This window comes from Nocardia fodinahabitans (genome assembly GCF_052983615.1).
Genome location: NZ_JBRJJC010000001.1, coordinates 5,840,202 through 5,861,741, shown reverse-complemented (window position 1 = coordinate 5,861,741; position 21,540 = coordinate 5,840,202). Strand labels below are relative to the sequence as shown.

Here is a 21,540-nt window from a genome sequence, read left to right as displayed (position 1 = left end):
CGATCACTGCGCCGTGAGCAGCACACCGACCCGCCGCGCAGCGTCGGGGGCCTCCACCGGGACAACTTGGTAACCGTCCTCCTCGAGTCCCGAGTCGCGGTCGTCGTCTCGGCCTTCGACCACGACGACCTTCGCCGTGGGCCAAGCAAGTTCGACCGGCCAGTAATGCCTACCTTCCTCGATGCCGACCTCTGGTTGGGGTACTCCCGCTTCGGCGAGCTCGTCGAGCAATATCCTTACAGCGGCGGATACCTCAACCCACTCGAGGTCTCGGAGCGCCCGAGCCGATCGAGAATCGGCACCGGTAAGGCCGAGTCCGTCAAAGATAGCCAACGCACCTGCCCGAGAGAGCTTGTCGTGGTGGCGCTCGTTGCGAAACGACCGCAAACAGCCGTAGCACGAGGTCTCCGGCCCGCAATCACACTCGGCTACTCGCTGTGCTGCAACACGCAGCACTCGATCGAGTTCGGCCGCGATCTGCTTCGACGCACCTGCGCCGGCCGGAACGGTATCGAACAATACGATGCTGCGCCGCCCATCGACACTCCACGACAGCGTCCCATCGATGTCGTCACGGCTTATCTCGAGCGCTTCGGACGCCCCTTCGAGCAGCGCATACAGCACCGAAAGCCAACGCGCCTCGGCCTCGGGCGTGTAGGCGAACTCCGAGGAAAAAGTGATCTCGGCGACGTCGGTCTCGTAGCGGTGCGCCAGCGAGACCATCTCCAGCGGACCGGAGCACTCGCTTCCCGTCGCGGGACGATGGTGGGACTTGGCCTTGCCCCGGTTCGCACCGATCGGGTCCGCCCAACCACACCACGCGCACAGCACAAAACCTGCGCCCGCCCCTTCGCCGATCACTGCGAGCCTGGCTCGGGTTCCCGAGAGTGCGCGCACCTCGACGCCGGTGCCCGATCGCCACGGCGGGAGTTCGACGGCTTCACCGATGGTCTCCACATAACTGGCGCCGAACCACGCGCGCCGTGGTGGTTCAGATTTCACGTCATCGGGCCTGCGGTCCGCCACGAACCCGAACTCGGGCAGCACACATCGTTTGGTGGGCCCGAACTCGGTACCACAGTTCGGACAGACCGATCCGCCGTCGAGCACGTGGCCGGATTCGAAGTGGTTGCACTCCTTACACACTCGATATTGCAGTGACTCGAGCTCCCGTTTCGGCAGCTTGTGCAGGCCACGTGAGGTCCAGAGCTTGCCACCGGCCACCACCTGGTTGCCGGGCGCGTAGTCGTAGATGGCCTGACCGAGGTCACGGGACAGCTCGAGTCGGGCACCGACAGTGCCCTCGCAGTGCGAGGTACGCAATTCCACGGTGTCCACCGGGAACCCGTACTTCGGCAGCACGTTCTTGTTGGCCAGGTAACCGAGGAGCTGGCGGTCGCTGATGGTGCGGAGCGTCTTCTGCAGTCGCGCACCGAGCTCGAGCCGATCCTCCCGCTTGGCTTGGTCGATCAGCTCTTGAAAAGTAGCTATGTCGGATCGAATATCGTTCTCTGCATCGCCCAGCTGATCGCACAGGTGCTCGACCCACGCGTTGTCCTCGACGCCGATCTCGTGCTGGATCTTGGCCGGGAGCGCGGCTCGCAGTGAGGCCAGGACGGCATCCGGGACCGGGGTGAGGAACCCCCGAACGCGCGCGGCCGCAGAATGCTGCGAGCCCTCCGCGGGAGTGAAGAACTGCCCTGCCGTAGGCCATTCTTCGCCGCCGTGGTCGTAGCAGTGCCGGAAGTACGCCGCCAAGGCAATCGAATGTGCATGACGGCGTCCGATTCTCGCGTTCTCGATGGGAATCCACGGAATCCGCATGCGCCCCGCGATCATGGACTCCGGGTTCTGGAACTTCGACAGGTCGTGTGAGCTGCGTTTGGCGTAGGTCACCACGAGCGCGGCGGAAGCAGCACGACGACCTGCCCGGCCCGCTCGCTGCACGTAGTTCGCGGTCTTGGGCGGCATGTTACGTAGCATCACCGACTGCAGATCGCCCACGTCGACGCCGAGCTCGAAGGTCGTCGAGCACGACAGGACATTCACCTCTCCGGAAATGAATTCACGCTGCACTTCCGCTGCCGCAGTCGCCTCCCACTGCGCGGTATGTTCGCGGGCCGAGAGTGGCAGCATGGCCAGCGTGCGATAGGCCGTGCGATAGTGATTGGTGTCGGCGCCCAGCGGCGGCAACGTGAACGGCATCAAGGTGCCGTCGCAGTTTCCTTGCGGGCAGAGATCGCGGATATTGTGTGTGGTCAGCCGGCGACAGGCATTGCATTGGAACCATGCGCAATCGGCGCCGGGACGAATTCGCAACTGTTCCTGGTCGAGTTGGAAGACCACACCTGCGATCCGGTCATTCTCCTCGACGAGAAACCGGTTCTCCAACAAGAACTTCCAGCAGCCATCGAGTACCAACTCGGCGTCGGCCGACGCACCGACCGCGGCGAGTACCTTGCGCAGGAACAGAATCCGGTTGTTCGTTGTGCCCGGCTTTCCGCCGGGGAGCCAGCTTATGATGCGGCGGTCCCGGTCTGAGCTGCGTGATCGAACCCTGATCCGGCTCGCTCGCGGCTCGAATATCGGCTCCTTGATGTTGACTTCGGGCAGCAGGCTCATCGCACCCTGTAGTCGAATGGTTTTCACGAGCTCGTTGATCAGGCCCCAGAACTCTTCGTCTGCCAGCCCGATCTTGGCGAACCCGCTGGGTATCTTCGCCTTCCGTGGCCGGAACAGCCCTACCGACATCAGCCCGAGTCCTTCGAGGGACAGGCGCTGATCCATCGCCATCAGCTCGGCCATCACCCAGGGATTGACGGCCCGCTTGAGCGTTGTACTCGTAGCCCGCTCGTCGAAATGGTCGGCGCGGACTGCCACGGCCCGCGCACCGTCGGCAAGGTCTTCGGGGGAAAGCAATTCGCCGGAGTTCTCGGATCGGCCCAGCACCTCGGCGAGATATCTGCGCTCGAGCATTCGGCCGTAGGTCTGCTCGAGATAGGGTGCGGCGAACGCCGCCTGCTGGCGCGAGTCGGAGAACATCAGCAACTTGCGTCCGCCACCAACGTTCTCGGCGGTCTCGTCATGGGCTCGTGGGAGGTTTTGATACAGCGCAGTGGTGATCACCGCCGGAGCGGCATTCGTGTCGGTGCGCAACCGCCGTATCACCTGCCGCGAAAGCGCACCGCATTCGGTGCATTTGCTCATGATTCGTTGCGCCACAGGATGTTCACGCACTCGCAGTGTCGGGCCGCCTGGGCAGCCGGCATCGCAGGACCCTGCGCCTCTGTCGAGCCGTCCGCAGCCGGCACACAGTGTCCGGATGCCCGTCCCACGGCCGGGACCACTGTCCTCGTCGAGCGTAGCGTCGTCCTCGTCGATGAGATCGGGCGTCTCGTTGCTGGTGAGAACCAGCCACTTCACCTTGGAATCCCGCTTGGCGGGACGGAAGTATTCACGTGCACCGTCGGATTCGGGTTGTCCGGCGAGGTGAACAGCGCCGCAGCGCTGGCAGGTCCCGAACTCGAACACGGCCCGTCCAGTCACCGGATCGATCTCGTGCCGTCCCAGCAGCACCGTGGGCTCGATGTCGGTGAAACTCACATAGGCGCCTTCGGTGGCCCGGACGAACAGGTGGTAGCGCGCTGACAGCACGGGGTTGCCGTCATGGTCGGTCACTTTGGATCCCAGGGCGACCAATGCCTCGAGTTTGGTCAGGGCCCGAACGTCGTTCGGCCACATCTTCGCCGCAAGATCAGACATGCTCTTGGGCCCCGCCCCGGCATGCTTCTTGAGGTCGGCAGTACGCCGCTCGACATGGAGGGCATCAGCGACGTCGCCCGACGGCACGTTCGCCCCGACCCAGGCCAGGTCCGCATCGGGCTCGGCCAGCAACATCAGCTTGTCGTCGTCGAGTTGCCAGGTAGGTTCGGGCCTTCGCGGCATCCGCGTTGCGGTCACCAGGTCCTGTCTAGCCGGGTTCCCATCGACGAACTCGAACGGTGCGTCGAACAGCTTTTGCGCGAAAGCTGTGGCCTCGGCTCCCTGTTCGCTGTCGGTGCTGCCCGACAACGAGGCCGAAGTCGCGATGCACTGCAACGGGAGTTCACTCGCAACCCTGTCACGCAACCGGCGCAACAGCAGCCCGACTTCACTGCCTTGTGCCCCGTCGTAGACGTGGGCCTCATCCAGCGCGACGAACCGCCAGGTTCCCGAGTGCTTTCCATCGAACAACTCGATGTCGCGCGGACGCAGCAACAGATACTCGAGCATCGCATAGTTGGTGAGCAGGATGTTCGGCGGGGATTGCCACATCTCCTCGCGGCTGAGCTGCTCATTCGGCAGTCGTTCGGCCCCAGGAAACATCGACCGATACGCTGCTTCGGCGTCGGCGCGTCGCTGCTTGGTCTCTCCGGTGTACCGGCCGAAGGTGATGTCCGGCGATGCGGCAAGAAGTTGGCGCAAGCGCTTCAGTTGGTCGTTGGCCAACGCATTCATCGGATACAGCAGCAGCGCACGCACACCCGGGCCGAGCGTGCCGGCGGCCTTCTGCGCTACCAGCTCATTGAGAATCGGCAGCAGGAAGCTCTCCGTCTTGCCAGACCCCGTTCCTGTGCTCACCACCAGGTTCCGGCCGGCGACAGCCTTACGCACCGCGGACTCCTGGTGGCGATACAGCGGGCGGTCCAACGCTATGGTCTCGGCGAACTCGGCAAATCCCGGATGCAGGACACCCTCGGCTATCAGCGATCGCAGCGTCGCCCCCACCGCGTAGGGCGGAGTGAGCTCGAGCAACGGGCCTTTGACCAGTAGGGAAGTCTCGTCCACGGCACGGTCGAAAGCTGCGGCCAGGATCGGATCACGAGGTGCCAGAAGCGTTTTCAGGTATCGCTTGTAACCGGCCTCGATATCTGCGCCGGCCGCGAGGGGGTCGAGCCGCTCGATCACCGTGGTTCTCCGATCTTGTTGATGATGTCTTGGTGCGTGGCGTACGACGCGAGTGCGTCGGCGATGAGCACGTCCGTGCACACCAAGGCAGGGCAGAGTTCAGCCAGGCGCACCCAGGATTCGCGCATCGGTGCAGGCAACGACCAGCCACGGATCATCGATCGCGCGCTCAGCCGGGCCACCGTGGCGAACAGCAGCGACTGCATCGACACCAGCAGCCAAGGGAACCGAGTTGTGTCGGCACCGCTCAGCACCTCGTTGCGGGCCTTGACGACGTCGTAGATCGATGCCGATGACCGGCGTAGCAGTGGCATCAGTTCCGCCGACTGCACAGTCATCGACACCTGCGCAGGGTCGTCCTGCCAGTGATGCCGCTGCGCGAACGCCTCGAATACTGCACTTCGGCGAGTGTCCGCGTCGAGCAGTGCGGCGGGCACGATTTCGCAGGCCTGCTTCAGCGCCGCGAACTGTTCGTCCGGCATGAAGTGCAATGGCACCGTGTCCGCATCGAAGATGTCGGAGTAGGCACAGCGAGAATCACCGGTGAGCAGGTTGAGCAGCTGCTCACCGCCGTAGTTGGCCAGGTCGGCACGCAACTCTTCGCCCGACGCAGCATCGTTGAGATGTAACGCGAAGTAGGGTAGATCGGCAATTGCGACCAGGCATCCGAGCCACGGATCGGTCAGGTTTTCCGCCCGGATCGGGGAGGACAGATCCTGATCGATCAACCCGCTACTGATCAGCAGTGCGGGGACTTCGGTCCGCGGAATGGCGCTGCGGTCGAGTGCTTCGATCGAAGACCGGGGGTCGGCGTGCAGGACCTCGAGTAGTGCGGAACGCGTCACCGACCGAAATCCGTGTCCGCTGCGTGCACTGGCGTACACCGTCCACACCTCCGGCACTGCCGAGCTCGTTGCAGAAAGAGCACCGGCCCCAGCCAGGAACCGGGATAGCTCGACGCGGCCGAGGTCATCGTCGGACATCCAGCCGGGCTGTTCCACGGTGTCGGCCGTCTCGTCCGGATGTTCCGGTGCCGTGATCACCGACCATGGGTCATCGACGAACACCTGCACGGTCAGCGGACCTGCACCAACGAAGTCGGTGGGCAAAGTGGCTCTTCCGTCGACCAGCTCAACTTGTATCGGCGCCTGCCACGGTGCAGTGAGCGGCCAGACGAAAGCCGCCAGATCAGTGTCGGTCGCCCCGTCGAAAACAAGGTCGGCGCCCTCGAGGTGTACGCCGGTGCACAATCTGCGTGGCTGGATCCGCGCCAGGGTGACCTGTGTGGTCGATCCATCGACCGTATCGATGCGCAACACGACCCGCGATCGACGCATCGCCCGTGCTGTATCTGCGAATTCCCGGGTGGTCAGCTGGAAAACATTGTCTCGCGCCACCTTCGGGCAGGCGGTCTGCCGGACATACCCGCGCTCATCGGTCAACACCATGTCGACCTCGACAGATCCCGGTACCCTCGCCGCTACTATCGAGTACTCGGCCATATCGTCCACGGTGAGCACCGGTGCCACGGTGCGCCAGCCCGGCACCGACCCGATCGGGTCTACGCGCAACTCGACCGCAGGCGGACGAATCCCCAGTCGCTCGGAGACCCCGTCCGAGGTCACGACGACGGTGGCTTCACGGTCCACGGCACCGAACTCGATCTCGGTGCGATCGATGCGCAGAGGCGGCGCCGCGATCACGGTCGCACTCGTCGGTGCCAGTCCTTCCTGCACCGGAATACGGAACTCGGCAGCATGCTCGACCTCGAGGCCTTCGGCCAGGAAGACACTGTGCCGGATGTCCTGACCGAGGGGGCCGCTGATCGCGACATCGAACAAACCGAGTATCCCAGCTGCGATCCCATCGAACGGGTCAAGCGACACCGGCTCGGTATCGGATTCCCAGGTCTCCTCGGCCAGCCAGTCGACGGTGCCCGAGCGTCGCACGCGTACTCGCCACTCCACCGGCTCTACCGCGTGCGGCGGCAGGTCTACGGTCGGACGCTCGGCGTAGACGGACAGCCCCGACCGTGTATACACGCCTTCGACAGGTTCGGGCAGGGACAGCCGGGCCGAACCGGTGCGCCGAACCTGCCGCACCGTGCCGGATCGAGAGCCGTCTCGTAGCACCACGGCATCCGTCTCGGTCAGGTCGTACAGCCGCGCGACCCAATCTCGCCAGCCCACCGGTGTCGCCTCCACAGCATGCTCGATCTCTGCTCCCGAGTGAGCATCGAGCAAGGTCGCTCGGGCGGGGTGCACAGCCACCACCTCACCACGGGGCAACGCCACGTGACGGGACAGGTGACGACCCTGCTCGTCGAAGAGCAGCAACGGGTCCGACTTGTCCACGAGGGAGATTCGGTGGTGCTGGCCCGATTCCTGGTGACGCAGTACCACCTCCCTGACCTGCCGCGTCACCGGAACAGGCGTCGGCGGTTGGACATCCTCCGCCGACAGCCCCCAGCCGCGGCGAACCGTCACCGTGGTGGTTTCCCCGTCGAGCGAAACCAGCCATGGAAACTCTGCGCCCGAAACCGGATGGGGCACCTCGACAACGATCTGATCGTCGATTCGGGAGTAGGCGAGAGCTGGTCGACGCGATCGCGGTACCCGGCTCGCTATCGCTGCAACTTCACCGAACGGCCGCTCCTCCCAGCGTTCGATCAAGGCTTCGAGCAACAGGCTAGGGATGCCGGTGGTTGCGGTGTCGAGGTTCAGGTCGTTGGCGAAGTCAGGATGCTCACGGGTGTAGCCGGCGAACTCGATGATCCGATCGACGATGTCGACCGCCACTTCACCGCCGTATTTGAGGAGGTTTCGCACGGGAACGTCGAGTTCGTTCATACGATATTCGAGCCCGGGCTGAGTGAGCCATTCGAAGACCGCGGCTCCACTGGGATCACGCCCCTGCGCGACGTGCTGTTCGATGACGTCGACGAGGTCGCCGAGGCAATGCACCGGAACACCGGCATGGACCGCCATCATCTGGACGTACTGGGTACCGAGATCGGGGAACACCCGCATCTTGAACTTGCGCAGGTACACCGGGAGCCGTGCCCGCAACAGGTTCTCGAACTCTTGCTCCCGTTCCAAATCGAGTTCAGACCAGAAACTTTCCCAGTACTTACCCTGCTCGTAGTCCAGCCCGGCATGTCCGATCAGCGTCGTCAACGTCAACGCGGGAAACCTGTCCAGCAATTGGGGAAGACCCAGCGAGTGCCGGTGTTCGCGGATCACCTGGCCGAGCAAGTCACGGGTGCGCACGATCTCGTCGTAGTCGAGATTGAGTTCTGCGAACAGCGATACCTGCTCGAGTCGCCGCGCTTGCCGGAACTCTTCGTTTCCCGCCTCGTCCCAGACGAACGTGTCCGGCATCGCCCCTCCGCGTCACCCACCCGCTACCCAGTTCGAGTTGCGGCAAACCCACCAATTTCGCCTGCCCATCATTGCACCATCGGGTCCTCCGGGGAGCCCGACTCGATATCCGGGATGACTGCACACGCACCTCACGTCGACGGCCGTGCCGCTACCCTCGGTTCGTGGCCGTGCGGCCGAAGCGGGAAGGTGGTGCAGGGTGGGGAACGAATTGACAGATCTGATCGTCGATCTGCTACGTGCCCAGCCCAACCTGTCCGCCCCGGAGATCGCTGAGGCCTTGGCCGAGCCAGGCGTCAACCGCTCGGTCGTCAACCGTTTGCTGTATGCGGAATGGACCGTCTTCGAGCAGGTCGGCTCGATGTCTCCGCCTCGGTGGGCGCTGAAGACCGCAACTCCTCCTTCCCAGCCGGATTCCAGGGCACCGGCCTCGGCCCCACAGACCGAGACGACACACCCAAACCAGCTGCCCCTCCGCGCCTGGCAACAGCGGGCACTGTCGGAGTGGGCACGAAACGGACGAAAGGGGACTATCGAAGCAGTCGGCGGTACAGGGAAAACCGTCCTGGGTGTCCGGGCGGTCATCGAAGCTGTCGCATCGAGGACGCCGGCAGTGGTCCTCGTTGCCGACGACGCCGTTCGTGATCAATGGCTCGACGAGTTGGCCGAGTACGCACCGGACTGCCGAGTCGCCGGACTCGGCGCCAACCCACGCCAAAGCACCGAACGTAGCTGGCAAGTCGCGATAGTTACGGCGTCGACCATTACGCGCCTGCGGCAAATCGCCTCGCCTACACAGTGTTCGAACGCACTGCTCGTCGTCGACGACCTCGATCGATACGCCGGAGGCGTAATCACCCAGATCCTCACTGACCAGTTCGCCACCCGCCTCGCACTGACCCGCGCACTGGATCATGATGATCAGGGCGTGCGGTCGCGACTGGCCCCCTACTTCGGTCCCGCGATCACCGGATGCGACTACCCGACCGCACACGCGGAAGCCCTGCTCGGGCCGATCACGGTGATCCAGGTCGGCGTCGAGCCGGACGCCAAGGAACGTGCACGGCTGACTCGGCTGGATTCTCTGGTCGATCGCGAATACGAGACCCTGATCGACGGATATGGTGCCCCTGGAAAGCCGGGTGAGTTCCAGTCGTTCGTCGATGTACTGGCCACCAGTCGTGGTTCGGGGGCCCATCACGCCAATCGCTATCTGACTGCGGTCGGCGAACGCGCGACTCTTCTGGCTGAATGCCGGGGGAAGATCGACCTTGCCGGCACGCTGCCTCCCGAGATTATGAGCGCAACGCAAGCAATCATTTTCACCGAGCGACCGGTGTCAGCATCACAGGTGCACCACGCGCTGACCTCCCACGGAATTGCGGCAGCCACCACCGCTACGACGCTCACCGACGCACAGCGGACCGAGATAACCGATCGCCTGCACGACCGGTCGCTCGCCGTTCTCGTCGAGCAACGTGTCCTCGATCCGACAATCCCCGTTCCCGGCGCGGAAATCGCAGTTCTGCTGGCCCGCCACCGCAACCAGACGCAGTTGATCCAGCGGCTCGGCCGCGTCCTTCGCCCCGGAAGTTCCACCCGCACGCCACTCGTTGTCCACGTGTTCGTCTCGGGCTCGGTCGAGGACCCCAGCCGGGACGGCGCAAGCATGCTGACGTCGATCGGCCCCTTGGCCGCCGAGATCGTGCGAACAGATCCCGCCGGGCTGATCGACTTCCTGCGCAGATGGCAGGGTTCGAAGACGCATTCGTCACTACCCAAACCCGGACCTGCACCACGCCCCGAAGTCAGCGTTCTGTCTGCCCGAGCGAGAGGCGAGGACCGTATCGCCGCGCCTCGAGCCGTGGCGAGACCCGCACCGCAGGCAGCGTCGATACCGGAGCCGAAGCCGCAGTCGGTACCACAGCCGCAATCGACAGCCGAGCCGCGGTCCGGGCCGAGCCTGAAGCCCGCAGCGCAGGTCGGCACATCTCGTAGCACCAACCCGGCCGAAAGCCGTACTTCCGAAGTAGGCAACGAGTGTGCCGACCTCCTGACCGAGCTCTCAAACCTCGGTCAGATCGCCACCAGCGAAGAGGTGGGGGACCTGATCGGCTACACCGACCCTGGCGATCTTCGCAATCTTGTGGAGGCCGCGGCCCGCCAGGAACAGCTAGTGTTCGCTGAATTAGGTGGTGACAGTGTCGATTTGCTGCTGCTGGGAACCGCGCCGCACACCGATCTGCCACGAATGCGGGCCGCCGCCAGACGAATCACCCTCTGGGCTGATTCCGCCGTCGACCCTCTCGGAGCCATGTACGAGTTGATGTCGGATCTGGACGGGGTGCGGGTACCTCCTCATCGGCTCGTCCAGATCGCGGCCTTCCTCCGAGGAACTACCCCGAAAGCTCTGCTCTAGCGCGTGCCTTCAGCCCGCTCAGCCTTCGGCAATACGATGGCCATCATCGCGATCATGCGATCGTTCAGTTGTCTCTGCCCCAGCGCTGAAGCAGCATCCTGCATAAGTGCGGCGCGGTCATACCGCCCGGTGGATTCGGCACTGTGGCTGAGGATTCCAGCCAGCTCACGCCCAGGGACATGCTCGATCGCACGGGCGCCGAGCAACCGCAATCGAATCACCGGCTGTGCCGGTGTCCGGTAGCTGACCCATTCCGGGCGTCCGAGCTCGAGGAAGTCGTCGGCGACGAGCAGGCCCTGCGCAACGGCTGCCTCCAGCGCCCGTTCGATGAGCGCGGGGAACCGGTCGCGATCCTCGTCCTCGATTCGGGCCCGGTCGAGGACCGCAGCAAGTCGACCTGCGGTCACCGGCCCTTCCACGTCGATCACGCGCAGCAGGTCCGCCTTGACCGAGGCCACATTGTGTCCAGCCGTGGCCACTGCTAAAGGTTCTGTAAATGCAGAATATTCGGCAATCTCACGCGCGGCAGCCGCCACCCACGCCGTCTCATCCGGACCATGCGCAGCCGAACCGGCTCCGTCCGATACCGATCTTGCAGGCGTGGCCGCCTCAGGGGTGACGTATGCAGCCCCTTCGCCATCGGGATCACCGATGTCCGGCTTGACCCAGTCATAGCTGTCGAGCAGTTCCGGCAGTGGAATCAGTTCGAAAGTGGGAGCTCGCACCGTCACTAGACCTGCCGACATCACCGCCTCTTGCATAGGCACGGGCCCCGTTGCGGGTACAGGCGGAGATGCCGGCGCAGCAGATACCACTGGTTCGTCGACAACTGGCGCCAGGCCGATCGAATCCAGCATCTCCCACAGTGGAGCAAGCGCCTGTTCCGGATCAGCGACAAAGGCCGAACGACGAACGCGGAAGAACGGCCACCCGCACCGCTGCAGGTCCCGCTGCCAGTTCAGCGATTGCTGGTACGACTGAGGCCCGCCCCACCCTTCACCTTCACACAGCACCGCGACGCGCCCGTGCCCGCCGACCACCACCAGGTCGAGCGTGTGCACACCGACGTCGTAGCGAGCGACAACGCGGTACCGCCGCGCCACGATCCGGTTGAACACCTGTTGCTCGAACACGGACTCGAACGGCGACACCAGCCGGTCCTCCCGAACCGGCACAGGCAGTTCGAATTCCTCAGGCGCCGAAGATGCTTCGGCTGACAAGCAATAGTCGAGCAACTGATAGCGCAGGTCGTTGGGGTTGCCGAGCTGGTCAAGAGTCACCGAGTGGAACAGCCACAGCTGGTCAGCAGCACGCGACACAGCCACGTTGTATCGCTGGATCACCGACTCGGCCGATTGAGCCACCAGCCGCGAGTCGGGCCCCGGGGCCTTCACCATCGACAGGAAGACCACATCACGTTCGGCGCCCTGGAAGTCGGCTGCGTCGCCGCACCGCAGCTGCCGGCGGTCGAGTTCCTCCGGCGCGACGACGAGGAGCAACTTGTTCCAGATCAGTTCTGCCTGGGGGGATCCCAACAGTGAGACGACACCGAAGGTCTTCGTCGAATAGCGAGGGTCGGCAAGGCACTCCACCACCCGCGCGACGATCCGGTCGGCTTCGACCTCGTTCAGATTGCTTTTGGTGCTGACGCCGACGGACACGTATTCGGTCCGGATCGGTGGGAGGCGGTCACTGCCATAGACCCGTACCGGAATAAGCGGTTTGGCGTCCTTCGCGTAGGCGATTTTGTTCGAGAACCCGATGATCTCCGGTACACAGCGTCGGTGTTCGACAAGGGTGAGCCGCGAGGAGAACCGCATTCCAGCGTCGTCGAACAGGCTTCGCTTGGTGTCGATCCAGCTCGCGATGTGTGGATTGTCGGCGAGGTATTGCTCCGCCAGCCCGCGCACGGTCTCGATCTTTACGCCGACACCGGACGGCGAAACCTGCCGGTCGTCACCGATGACGACGACGCGTTTGGCCAGGTATTGCAGGAAGACGGCTTCCGCGCCCGCCTGGGAGGCCTCGTCGATCACGACCACATCGAACATGTCCGGCTCGATGTCGAGCTGCTCCACCACCCGGTAGATCGGCATGATCCAGACCGGCACCGCCGACCGGCAGCGCCCCATCGTGTCGCGGATCTCGCGACGCCTGCGGTCGGCGTGCACCCCGGTGCCCTTACCGTAGCGCCGGACCAGCTGGGCGTATTGGCGTAGATCGGTACGAGTTCCCGGCCCGAGCCGTTCGGGTGCAACGGCCTTGTCCCAGGCCTTGGTCACTGCGAGTTGCGTGGCTTCCTCCCGCAGCCCGGCCTCGATGTCGTCGAGCTGATCGAACAGTTCGTTGGCCGGTTCGGTATCGACCCCTTCCAGCCACGCACCGAGCGCCGCCCAGTCCCAGGCCTTTTCGAGTTCCCCGAGGTGCTTGTCCCAGACTTGCGACACTGCAGTAGAGTTCACGGCTTCGCACAGATGAGGCAGAGCTGCCATCCGGATGTCCAGCTCGCTGCGCCGGGCATATCGTGCACGCAGCGAATTCAGCTCGGCCAATCGCGTATGAGCACGCTGATAGGCCTCGATGTCGCGACGTTGTAGCGCCTCGTGCAACGCGTGCAGGTCGGCGGTAGCGCCGGGTTGATAACGAAGTCCGGCCACCCGCGCGGCGACAGAGTCGAACAGTTCGGCCACCGCAGCGCGCTCGTCGATGGCGGCGGCCGCGTCGAACGAAGCGAGAAGGGCCCGGCGCACGGCCTGATCCGACCAATCCGGCTCGGCCATCCCGTATCCGCGGAATTGCTGTCCTGCGGTTACCAGTTCGGTGCCGACGGTGAGCAGCCGGCGCAGTTGCTCGGCATGTTCGTGGTGGTGAGCCAACCGCACCGACACGCTTCCGGGTGCCGCGGCATCTGCTCCCGATCCCGCCCACACTTCATCGAGTTGCTCGACGAGTCGCTCGACCTTCTCGTAGTTGAGGAAGGACCGCAGTTGTTCGGCAGTGACAGGAACCCGGCCGTCTACCCGAACCTGTTCGAACAGCGGCGCAGCATCTTTCACAACTCGGCTCGTTGTGAGACCCACCTTCGGCGCACCGTCCGGACGTAGTTTCAGCGCACCGTTCTTTTCCAGGTGACCGAGTATCGATTCGGCCAGGGCGACAAGCGCGGCACGGTCACCCCCGGACACCCGTATCTGAGCGATGCCGAGTTCGGCCGTCAATGCTTGTGCGGGATCGAGCAGCTCGACCAGCCGCATGCGCCGCCCATGCCAAACGCCTCCTCGGCCCCTGGCAACGTCGGCGACGGCATCACGAACCCAACCGTCCCGGCTGCTTGCCAGCTCGTTGAGCTCTCGATCCACCTTTCGCACCGTGGCCACCAGCTCACTCCGGCTGGCCGGGGTGATACCGCGAATCTGTTCGATCCATGACCGCGCCCCGGTCGCGACCAGCGCATCGACCCGTGTCGTCGCTCCATCCAGGCGAGCGCCCCACTGTGCGATTTGAGCGACAGGTGGCACATCGTGCACGGTGAGCAACTGTGGTGCCGCGACGTCGGAGTCCGCCAGCGCCTCGTCGAGCAGGAGCGCTCGCCATTCGAGGGCCTCGGCGGCAGACACCGGCAGCGCCGCGCCGACACCGACGTCGTCGAGCCCCCGCATCCAGCCGAACCGTGTCGCCTCCGATCGGTGCCGCTGGATCAGTTCGGTCAAAGTGCCCTGGTAGGAACCGACTTGGTGACGAGTCACCTCCTGCTCGCGCCGACGGAGCAGCTGCTCGCCGACGTGGGCGCGAGCCGCCCGCAGCTGGGCGACGCGGATATTACACGCTTCGATTCTCTGGCGAGCGCCTGGGGAATCGTGATCATCGGCTGCCGCAGCGATCCGCTCCATCGACAGCTTCAAGTCGTCGAAATTATCCCGGCTGGCCCCGGCGACAGAGACGCAAAGGTCACGCATCTGGTGAGGCAGCTTCCCTCGAACCTCCGCCAGCGCCCGGTCGGTATGGGCGGTGACGAGCACCCGCTTGCCCTGAGCGAGCAGGTGCGTGATCAAAGCGGCAGCTGTGTGTGTCTTACCTGTACCGGGAGGTCCCTGCACGATCGTGTGGGCGTGGCAGTCCACGTGCTGCAGGATCGCCAGCTGGACTGCATTGAGAGGCAGGGGCAAGAAAGTGTCGGGCCCGTCGTGCACCATCGCGCCGTTGTCCGAGGGCAGTTCCGCGGTAGCGGTGTAGGCAGGGTCGACCAGGTTGCGCAATCCGGCCGGCACCCGGCGCTGGTCGTGAATCCGGTCGGCGATGGTGTCGAGGACCCGGGTCAACCCGCGCTTGCCACGGGATCGGACGATCAGCGCAGGCGCGTAGTAGCCAACGGGGTCCGACGTCGCGGCAGCCGGCATCATCTCGTCGCGGAAGTCCGAGTCCGGTCCGAGGCTGTGCAGCAACCTCCGCATGAGCGCGGCAATCGCATCGCGGTCGAATGGGTCTACACCATCGAGAAACTCACGTTCGACGGTGCGCAGCAACGCTGGATCGATGATCTCGCCTGGATCGAGAAAATCCGAGAACTCCATCGTCGAGCGACCTGTATCGAGATCGAGACGTGCGGTCAAAGTGCCTGACTCGGTGTCGAACTCGAACTTCACGGGCATGGTCAGCGCATGCCGGCGAACCGTCCCTGCTCCGGGCCGCCGCCAAGCGACGCACCCCAGCGCCAGCACGGCTTCCTTGGATTCCGCAGAGGCGTTCACGTCGGAGTACATACGGTAGATCGCCCGATACCAGCGATGGGCAGGCTCTTCGATCCGCGTGCGCTCCGCCCACGCCCGCCACCGCCGTAGCCAGCTGTCGAACGCCACCGCGATCTCGGGATACCCGGCGAGCCGTTCCGTCACACCATTACTGTTGACCCGTTCGGCGCGTAATGCAGGCTCGGCGGTGTGGTCGTCCAGCTGCCCGGGAACAAGCCAACTCCGGACCTCCGCTGGAGGCGGATCGATCGCCGGGGACACAGGCACCTTGTCCAACCGCAGAAACGGCTTGTCCTCCGACCCCGGCGTGAACCGGACCGCCTCACTCGGCGGTAGCTCGCCGAGCCACTCCACTGCCCCGAGGTCCTCGGCGTCGAGGATCGCGTGACCACCGACCCCCTGGACGCGCGCCAGAAATCGGAACAACCGCGATGCCCGATCCGCCAGATCGGCTTCCTGCACGGACCCCGACTCCGCCATCGCGACTTCTCCTCACCACCTGCAAGCCAACCCGCCCACGGTATCGCCAGCTCACGGGCCCACGCTACAGATACGCAGAGAAGGCGCCCGCAATCGCTATCGGTTCGTTAGCGATACCGAAGCATGCACTGCGACCGGAATGGGTAATCAAGTGTTCCGCTATCTGGATCCAGCCCGGATCTGGGTGATCATTTCCCCCAGCTGCACTACTCGCGGATCGTTCTCCCCGTGCCAGGCGGCCAATTGCGCGTGCAGTTTGCGAAGCCGGGTCAGCGCTGCCCGCACCTGGCCGCTGTGCACCTGACAGACGGCGAGCTGTCGCTGGCAGAACATCACCTGATCGTCGTAGGGTCCGCGCTCCGCGGTGAGGTCGTCGATCAGCTCGCTGTACAGCGCACCGGCCTGGATGTAGTCCCCGGATTCGAGACAGAGATCGGCCAGCCGGATTCTGGTGTCCACGACGTCGGCATCACGGGCACCGAGGTGCGGGACGGCGACTTCGAGCAGGTCCCGCAGTTCCCCGACTGCGGGGACATACTTGGATTCGTCGGCGAGATCACGCGCATGACGAACTGCCCGATCAATGTCGCCGCGGGTGAACTCTTGCACGGCAGCAGAGTCGGCTCCCTGATGCAGCTGGGTCGGCGCCGTTCGCGTCGCTGCGGATGCCCCGACCGCCGTGGCGTAGAGCCGAGCGGGGCTCACCGGATCCGCCCGATCCATCAACCCGTCGAGAGCTCCGATGTAGCGCATCAGAACGGCATGCACCGACGCCGCATCAGCCGGCCGATCGAGCGGCTCCTTGGCCAGCATGTCCGAGACCAGTACCGCCAATTCTTCGGGCACGTCGTGACGCTCCTGACTGAGATCCGGCGCCGCGGCATTGACCTGGTTGATCATGGTGTCGATCTCCGAGCCGCCGAGCATGGCCCTGACCCCGGTGAGCAGTTCATAGATCACCAGACCCAGCGAATAGAGATCGGTTTGCGGCACCACCGTCTTACCCCGAACCTGTTCAGGCGCCATGTATTCCGGCGTACCGATCCCCGACCCTGTTCGGGTCAGCCGCGGCTGGCCCGCATCGAGCGCTACGGCGATGCCGAAATCGAGCACCCGAACTGTGCCATCAGCGCACAGCATCAGATTCGACGGCTTCAGATCCCGGTGAAAGATGCTGTGCCCGTGCGCCTCCGCTAGTACCGCCGCTGTTTGCGCGGCGATTCCCGCTACGGCACCGACTGGCAGGCTCCCACGCCTGGCGAGAATGCTGTCGAGGGTCACACCGTCGATGTATTCCATGACCAGAAACGGCTGTTCGGGCGGGCCAGGGTCGATGCCGGCGTCGAAAACCGTGGCCATTCCGGGATGGCTCATGCGGGCCATCAGCTCCGCTTCGCGCACGAAACGACGTTCCCACTCCTCGTTCTCAGCGAGGCGGGGGTGGATGAATTTCACCGCGACCCGGCGCTTGAGCCTGCGATCGAAACCTCGATACACCTGCCCCATCCCACCGCGCCCGATCACCTCGATCAGCTCGTAGCGCTGCGCCACGATCCGCGGAGTCACCTCATTCCCCCGAATCTCCCGCCCCGGACGGGGCGCGCAACATGCCAGAAACCAGACCCGCCACGCCTTCATCGACCAATCGCTCCACTGCGAGCCGCTGAGCTCGCCAAGCATCCTCGACGTCGATCAAGCGCGCGATCGCCGCGCCGGCATCCCGCTGCCCGGCGAGCGGCAACCGCGGGAAATTCACCGTGAACACATCGACCGGCTTGCCTGCAGCCACCTCTCCTGCTGCCCGAACGACACCCGAGAGGAAATCCACATCGACCACGTTCGGATTGCCGCGCAGCACCGCTACTCCCGGCGCAACCAACACCTCGTCACCGCAGACCCGAGCAACAACCGGTCCACCTACCGCGACCACCACGTCACCCGGCTGGGCGGTAACTGCCCCTGGCGTGTGCGGGTCGCAGTGCTTCGAGGCCGCACGCCCGAGCCGAACGTCCTTCGCGGTCAACATGTCCGACCCCGTGTCTGTTGCCATCAGTGTCGGCGGCGATTCCAGCACAGCGAGGGCACCAGCGTCGACCAGTTCACCGAGCGTCACGGTCGGAAACAATCCCTCCCCCGGCTCGAGTTCCGGCACATCCGGCGCGCGAAAGGCCGTGGCGCCCTCCCGCAGTTCACCATAGGAAGAGATGCCTCGGGGCGGCCTATCACGAGCCGTCAGCTCGGTCGGCGCCCCCGCCGCGTCTGCCACCACCCAAACCTCCCCACCTACCTAAGCCCTGGTGACGACCACGGTAACTCACGGCGCCCCAGGTTCGCCCAATCCAGCAAGCGTTGATTGACATTGTTTTCACGGCAATTTATGCTGGGGCGGGCAATCGCATGCAACACCCTAGGCCCGATCGCCGATCTCCACCCTGCCATGCCCGCAGATCTAAACATGCAGATTCCCGAATGAATGCCGTTTCGGCACTACATTGGATCACTCTGCGTCGACCATCAGGAGTGCAGCCGATGACCCAAGCCATCGAGCCACGCGAGCTCAATGTCGCCCCCGGCTCGATCGTCGTGGTCCGCGACGAAGAATGGCTGGTCACGTCGGCCGAGCAGGGTGCCGACGGCTGGCTACTCCGTGTCCGAGGTCTATCGGAACTGGTCGCCGACACCACGGCAACGTTCTACGACAGCCTCGACCGCATCGAGGTGCTCGATCCTGCCCGCGCCCAAGTGGTCCCGGACGGCTCGTCCGGCTACCGCGATTCCCGGCTCTGGCTCGAAGCGCTCCTGCGCAAGACCCCGTTCCCCTACGGCGACCAGACGCTCACCGTCTCCACCCGCATGCTCGCCGACTCCCTCGGCTACCAGCGTGCCGCCGTCGCCAAAGCCCTTGACCCACAGCACATCCGGCCCCGTATTCTGCTTGCCGACGCGGTCGGTCTCGGCAAGACCCTCGAGATCGGCATGATCCTGTCCGAACTGGTCCGCCGCGGCCGGGGCGAACGCATCCTGATCGTCACCCCCAAGCATGTCCTCGAGCAGATGCAGCATGAACTGTGGTGCCGCTTCGCGCTGCCGTTCGTGCGCCTGGACTCGGCCGGTATCCAGAAGGTCCGCCAGAAGCTGCCCGCTACCCGCAACCCGTTCACGTACTACAAGCGCGCGATCATCTCGATCGACACACTCAAAAGCCCCCGCTACAAAGCCCATCTGGAGCGCCAGCATTGGGACGCGGTGGTAATCGACGAATCCCACAACCTCACCAACGTCGGCACCCAGAACAACGAACTCGCCCGGGTCCTGGCCCCCAACACCGAGGCCCTGATCCTTGCGTCGGCCACCCCGCACAACGGTCGCGAGGAATCCTTCGCCGAGCTGCTGCGCCTGCTCGATCCCACCGCTGTCGCCGCTGATGGTTCTTTCACCAAGCAAGACGTGCAGTCCCTGCTGATCCGCAGGCATCGTCACCACGACGAGGTCGCCGCGGAGGTCGGCAGCGACTGGGCCGAGCGTGCCGAGCCCGTCCACCGGCTGGTCAAGGCCTCGGGTCCCGAAGATGCTGTCGCCCAGGAACTCTCGCGGGTCTGGCTGCACCCCGAGTCCGGCCGATCTCCGTACTCCGGCGAAACCCAGGGCTTGTTCCCGTGGACTCTCGCCAAAGCCTTCCTCTCTTCGCCGGCGGCTCTCCGTGAATCGATCGATCAGCGTAGAGCCAAGTTGTGCGAGAAGGGCGGCCCGCACACGCCCGAGCAGCACACCGAGCTGGCCGCACTGACCAATCTCGCTGACCTGAACGACAAATCATTCACCGAGACCGCGGGCAAACAAGCCGCGCTCATCACCCGGCTCCGTGAGATCGGTGTCGGCCCGAAGTCGTCGACCCGTGCCGTCGTCTTCGCTGAGCGCGTCGCCACCCTGAAGTGGCTCGAAGAACTCCTGCCCAGCGCTCTCGGCCTGAAGCCGGACAATATCGCGATGCTGCACGGCGGCCTGTCGGATGTGGAACAGCAAGAGATCGTCGAGAGCTTCAAGCTCGAGACCTCCCCGATCCGCGTCTTGGTCACCGGCGACGTCGCGTCCGAAGGTGTGAACCTGCACGCCCAATGCCACCACCTGATCCACTACGACATCCCGTGGTCGCTGATCCGCATCGAACAGCGCAACGGCCGCGTCGACCGGTATGGCCAGAAGTACCCCCCGGTCATCTCCTCGCTGATCCTGGAACCGTCGGATTCCGAATTCTCCGGCGACCTGCGCGTGCTGTCCCGCCTGCTCGAACGCGAGAACCAGGCTCACACCACCCTCGGCGACGTCGCCTCCCTGATGGGCAAACACAGTGTCAGCGAGGAGGAGTCGGCGATCCGCGATGTGCTGGCCCGCAAAACCAAACTCGACGACCAGGTCAAGGCGGTCGAAGATGTCCTCGACGGCGACGATTTCGACGCCTTCTTCGCCCAGCTGGACCAGGACCCGCCTGCCGCTCTCCCCGAGCTCCCCCGCCAGAGCCTCTACCCCACCGACATCGACTACCTCGACGAGGCCCTGCGCGCCGCCTTCAACGACGTCCCCCACGCCGCCCCCGACAACGGCGGAGTCGGCTGGACGGTCCATGCCAATCACGGTATCGCCGAACTGATCCCGCCCCGCGACCTCCGCCAGCGCCTGGCCCACCTGCCCCAGAACTACCGCGACAAGGGCCAGATCGACCAACGCCTCAAGCTCGCGACCTCCCGCCAGGTCGGCGACGCCCAGCTGCGCGCAGCCCGTCAGGGCAAAGGCATCAACGACACCACCTGGCCCGAAGCCCACTACCTCGGCCCCCTGCATCCGGTCCTCGACTGGGCTAGCGACCGCGCCCTGTCAGCCCTCGGCCGCAACCAGATCTTCGCCATCCGCGGCGATGTCGACGCAGTGACCGTCGTCCTCATGGGCACCCTGATGAACCGCCGCGGCCAGCTCGTCTCCCGTGTCTTCTCCACCGTCGAATTCCCCGACCCCGACCGCCCCACCTTCGCGATGCCCCGCCCGCTGGAAAGCCTCGACTTCCTGCTCACCGAAACAGGCCTGAAGCCCGACACCGCCAACCCCGGCCCGATCCCCGACCCGGAACGCTTCCAACAGCTGATCCCCGTCGCCGTCGACCAGGCCACCAAGTCGATGAAACTCGTCCTCGACCACCAGGAACGCTCCGCAGTCGCGCGCCTCGACCAGTGGCGCCGCCGCGCCGACCGCTGGCACTCCGGCGCCGAACAACTCGAACTGTTCGGCAGCCAGAAGAAGAAGGTCGACAAGTACGCCCGCCGCATCGCCGAGGAACAGCGCCTCGCCGAATCCCTCGCCCCCACCCAGCAACTGGTGCGCCCGCTGCTGGTGATCGTCCCCGAAAAGGACCAGTAATCATGGCCTCTTTCGATTCCATCATCGTCGGCGAGGACTGGATCAGCGAACACTACTTCACCACCGATTCGGTGAAGGAGTCGTTCCACGGCAAGGTCATGGAACTGCGCAAGGCCTGGGACGCCGAGGCCAAGGAAGGTCGCAAGACGGTTCGCAG

General features: G+C 64.8%; 7 protein-coding genes. 2 read left to right on the top strand and 5 right to left on the bottom strand.

The window, feature by feature from the left end; genetic code table 11:
• Nucleotides 1-3 precede the first annotated feature (3 nt).
• A complete protein-coding gene (locus tag NV348_RS27545) occupies nucleotides 4-4,947 on the bottom strand; it encodes a DEAD/DEAH box helicase (protein WP_447149448.1) in 4,944 nt (1,647 codons plus the stop codon).
• Nucleotides 4,944-8,327 carry a hypothetical protein gene (locus NV348_RS27540; protein WP_447149447.1) on the bottom strand — a complete coding sequence of 1,128 codons (3,384 nt, stop codon included), beginning with the start codon at nucleotides 8,325-8,327 and terminating at the stop codon, nucleotides 4,944-4,946. Before NV348_RS27540 ends, NV348_RS27545 begins: the two co-directional genes overlap by 4 nt.
• A 199-nt stretch (nucleotides 8,328-8,526) precedes the next feature.
• On the opposite strand from NV348_RS27540, the gene NV348_RS27535 reads away from it, so the two are divergent.
• On the top strand, nucleotides 8,527-10,746 hold the full coding sequence (locus NV348_RS27535) for a DEAD/DEAH box helicase (protein WP_447149446.1): 2,220 nt from the start codon (nucleotides 8,527-8,529) through the stop codon (nucleotides 10,744-10,746).
• Here NV348_RS27535 and NV348_RS27530 read toward each other — a convergent pair.
• From NV348_RS27530 to NV348_RS27520, 3 genes are all read right to left on the bottom strand, one after another.
• Entirely contained in the window at nucleotides 10,743-15,974 is a 5,232-nt protein-coding gene (locus NV348_RS27530) for a PDDEXK-like endonuclease domain-containing protein (RefSeq protein ID WP_447149445.1), read from the bottom strand. The genes NV348_RS27535 and NV348_RS27530 overlap by 4 nt on opposite strands.
• A 159-nt stretch (nucleotides 15,975-16,133) precedes the next feature.
• The gene (locus tag NV348_RS27525; protein ID WP_447149444.1) at nucleotides 16,134-17,525 is read right to left on the bottom strand and encodes a protein kinase domain-containing protein; all 1,392 of its coding nucleotides are present in this window, start codon (nucleotides 17,523-17,525) and stop codon (nucleotides 16,134-16,136) included.
• A gap of 16 nt (nucleotides 17,526-17,541) precedes the next feature.
• Complete coding sequence (locus NV348_RS27520) at nucleotides 17,542-18,240, bottom strand: hypothetical protein (RefSeq protein WP_447149443.1); 699 nt, start codon at nucleotides 18,238-18,240, stop codon at nucleotides 17,542-17,544.
• 263 nt (nucleotides 18,241-18,503) lie between these two features.
• Between NV348_RS27520 and NV348_RS27515 the strand changes: the two genes are divergently transcribed.
• On the top strand, nucleotides 18,504-21,383 hold the full coding sequence (locus NV348_RS27515; RefSeq protein ID WP_447149442.1) for a helicase-related protein: 2,880 nt from the start codon (nucleotides 18,504-18,506) through the stop codon (nucleotides 21,381-21,383).
• The last annotated feature ends 157 nt before the right edge of the window (nucleotides 21,384-21,540 follow it).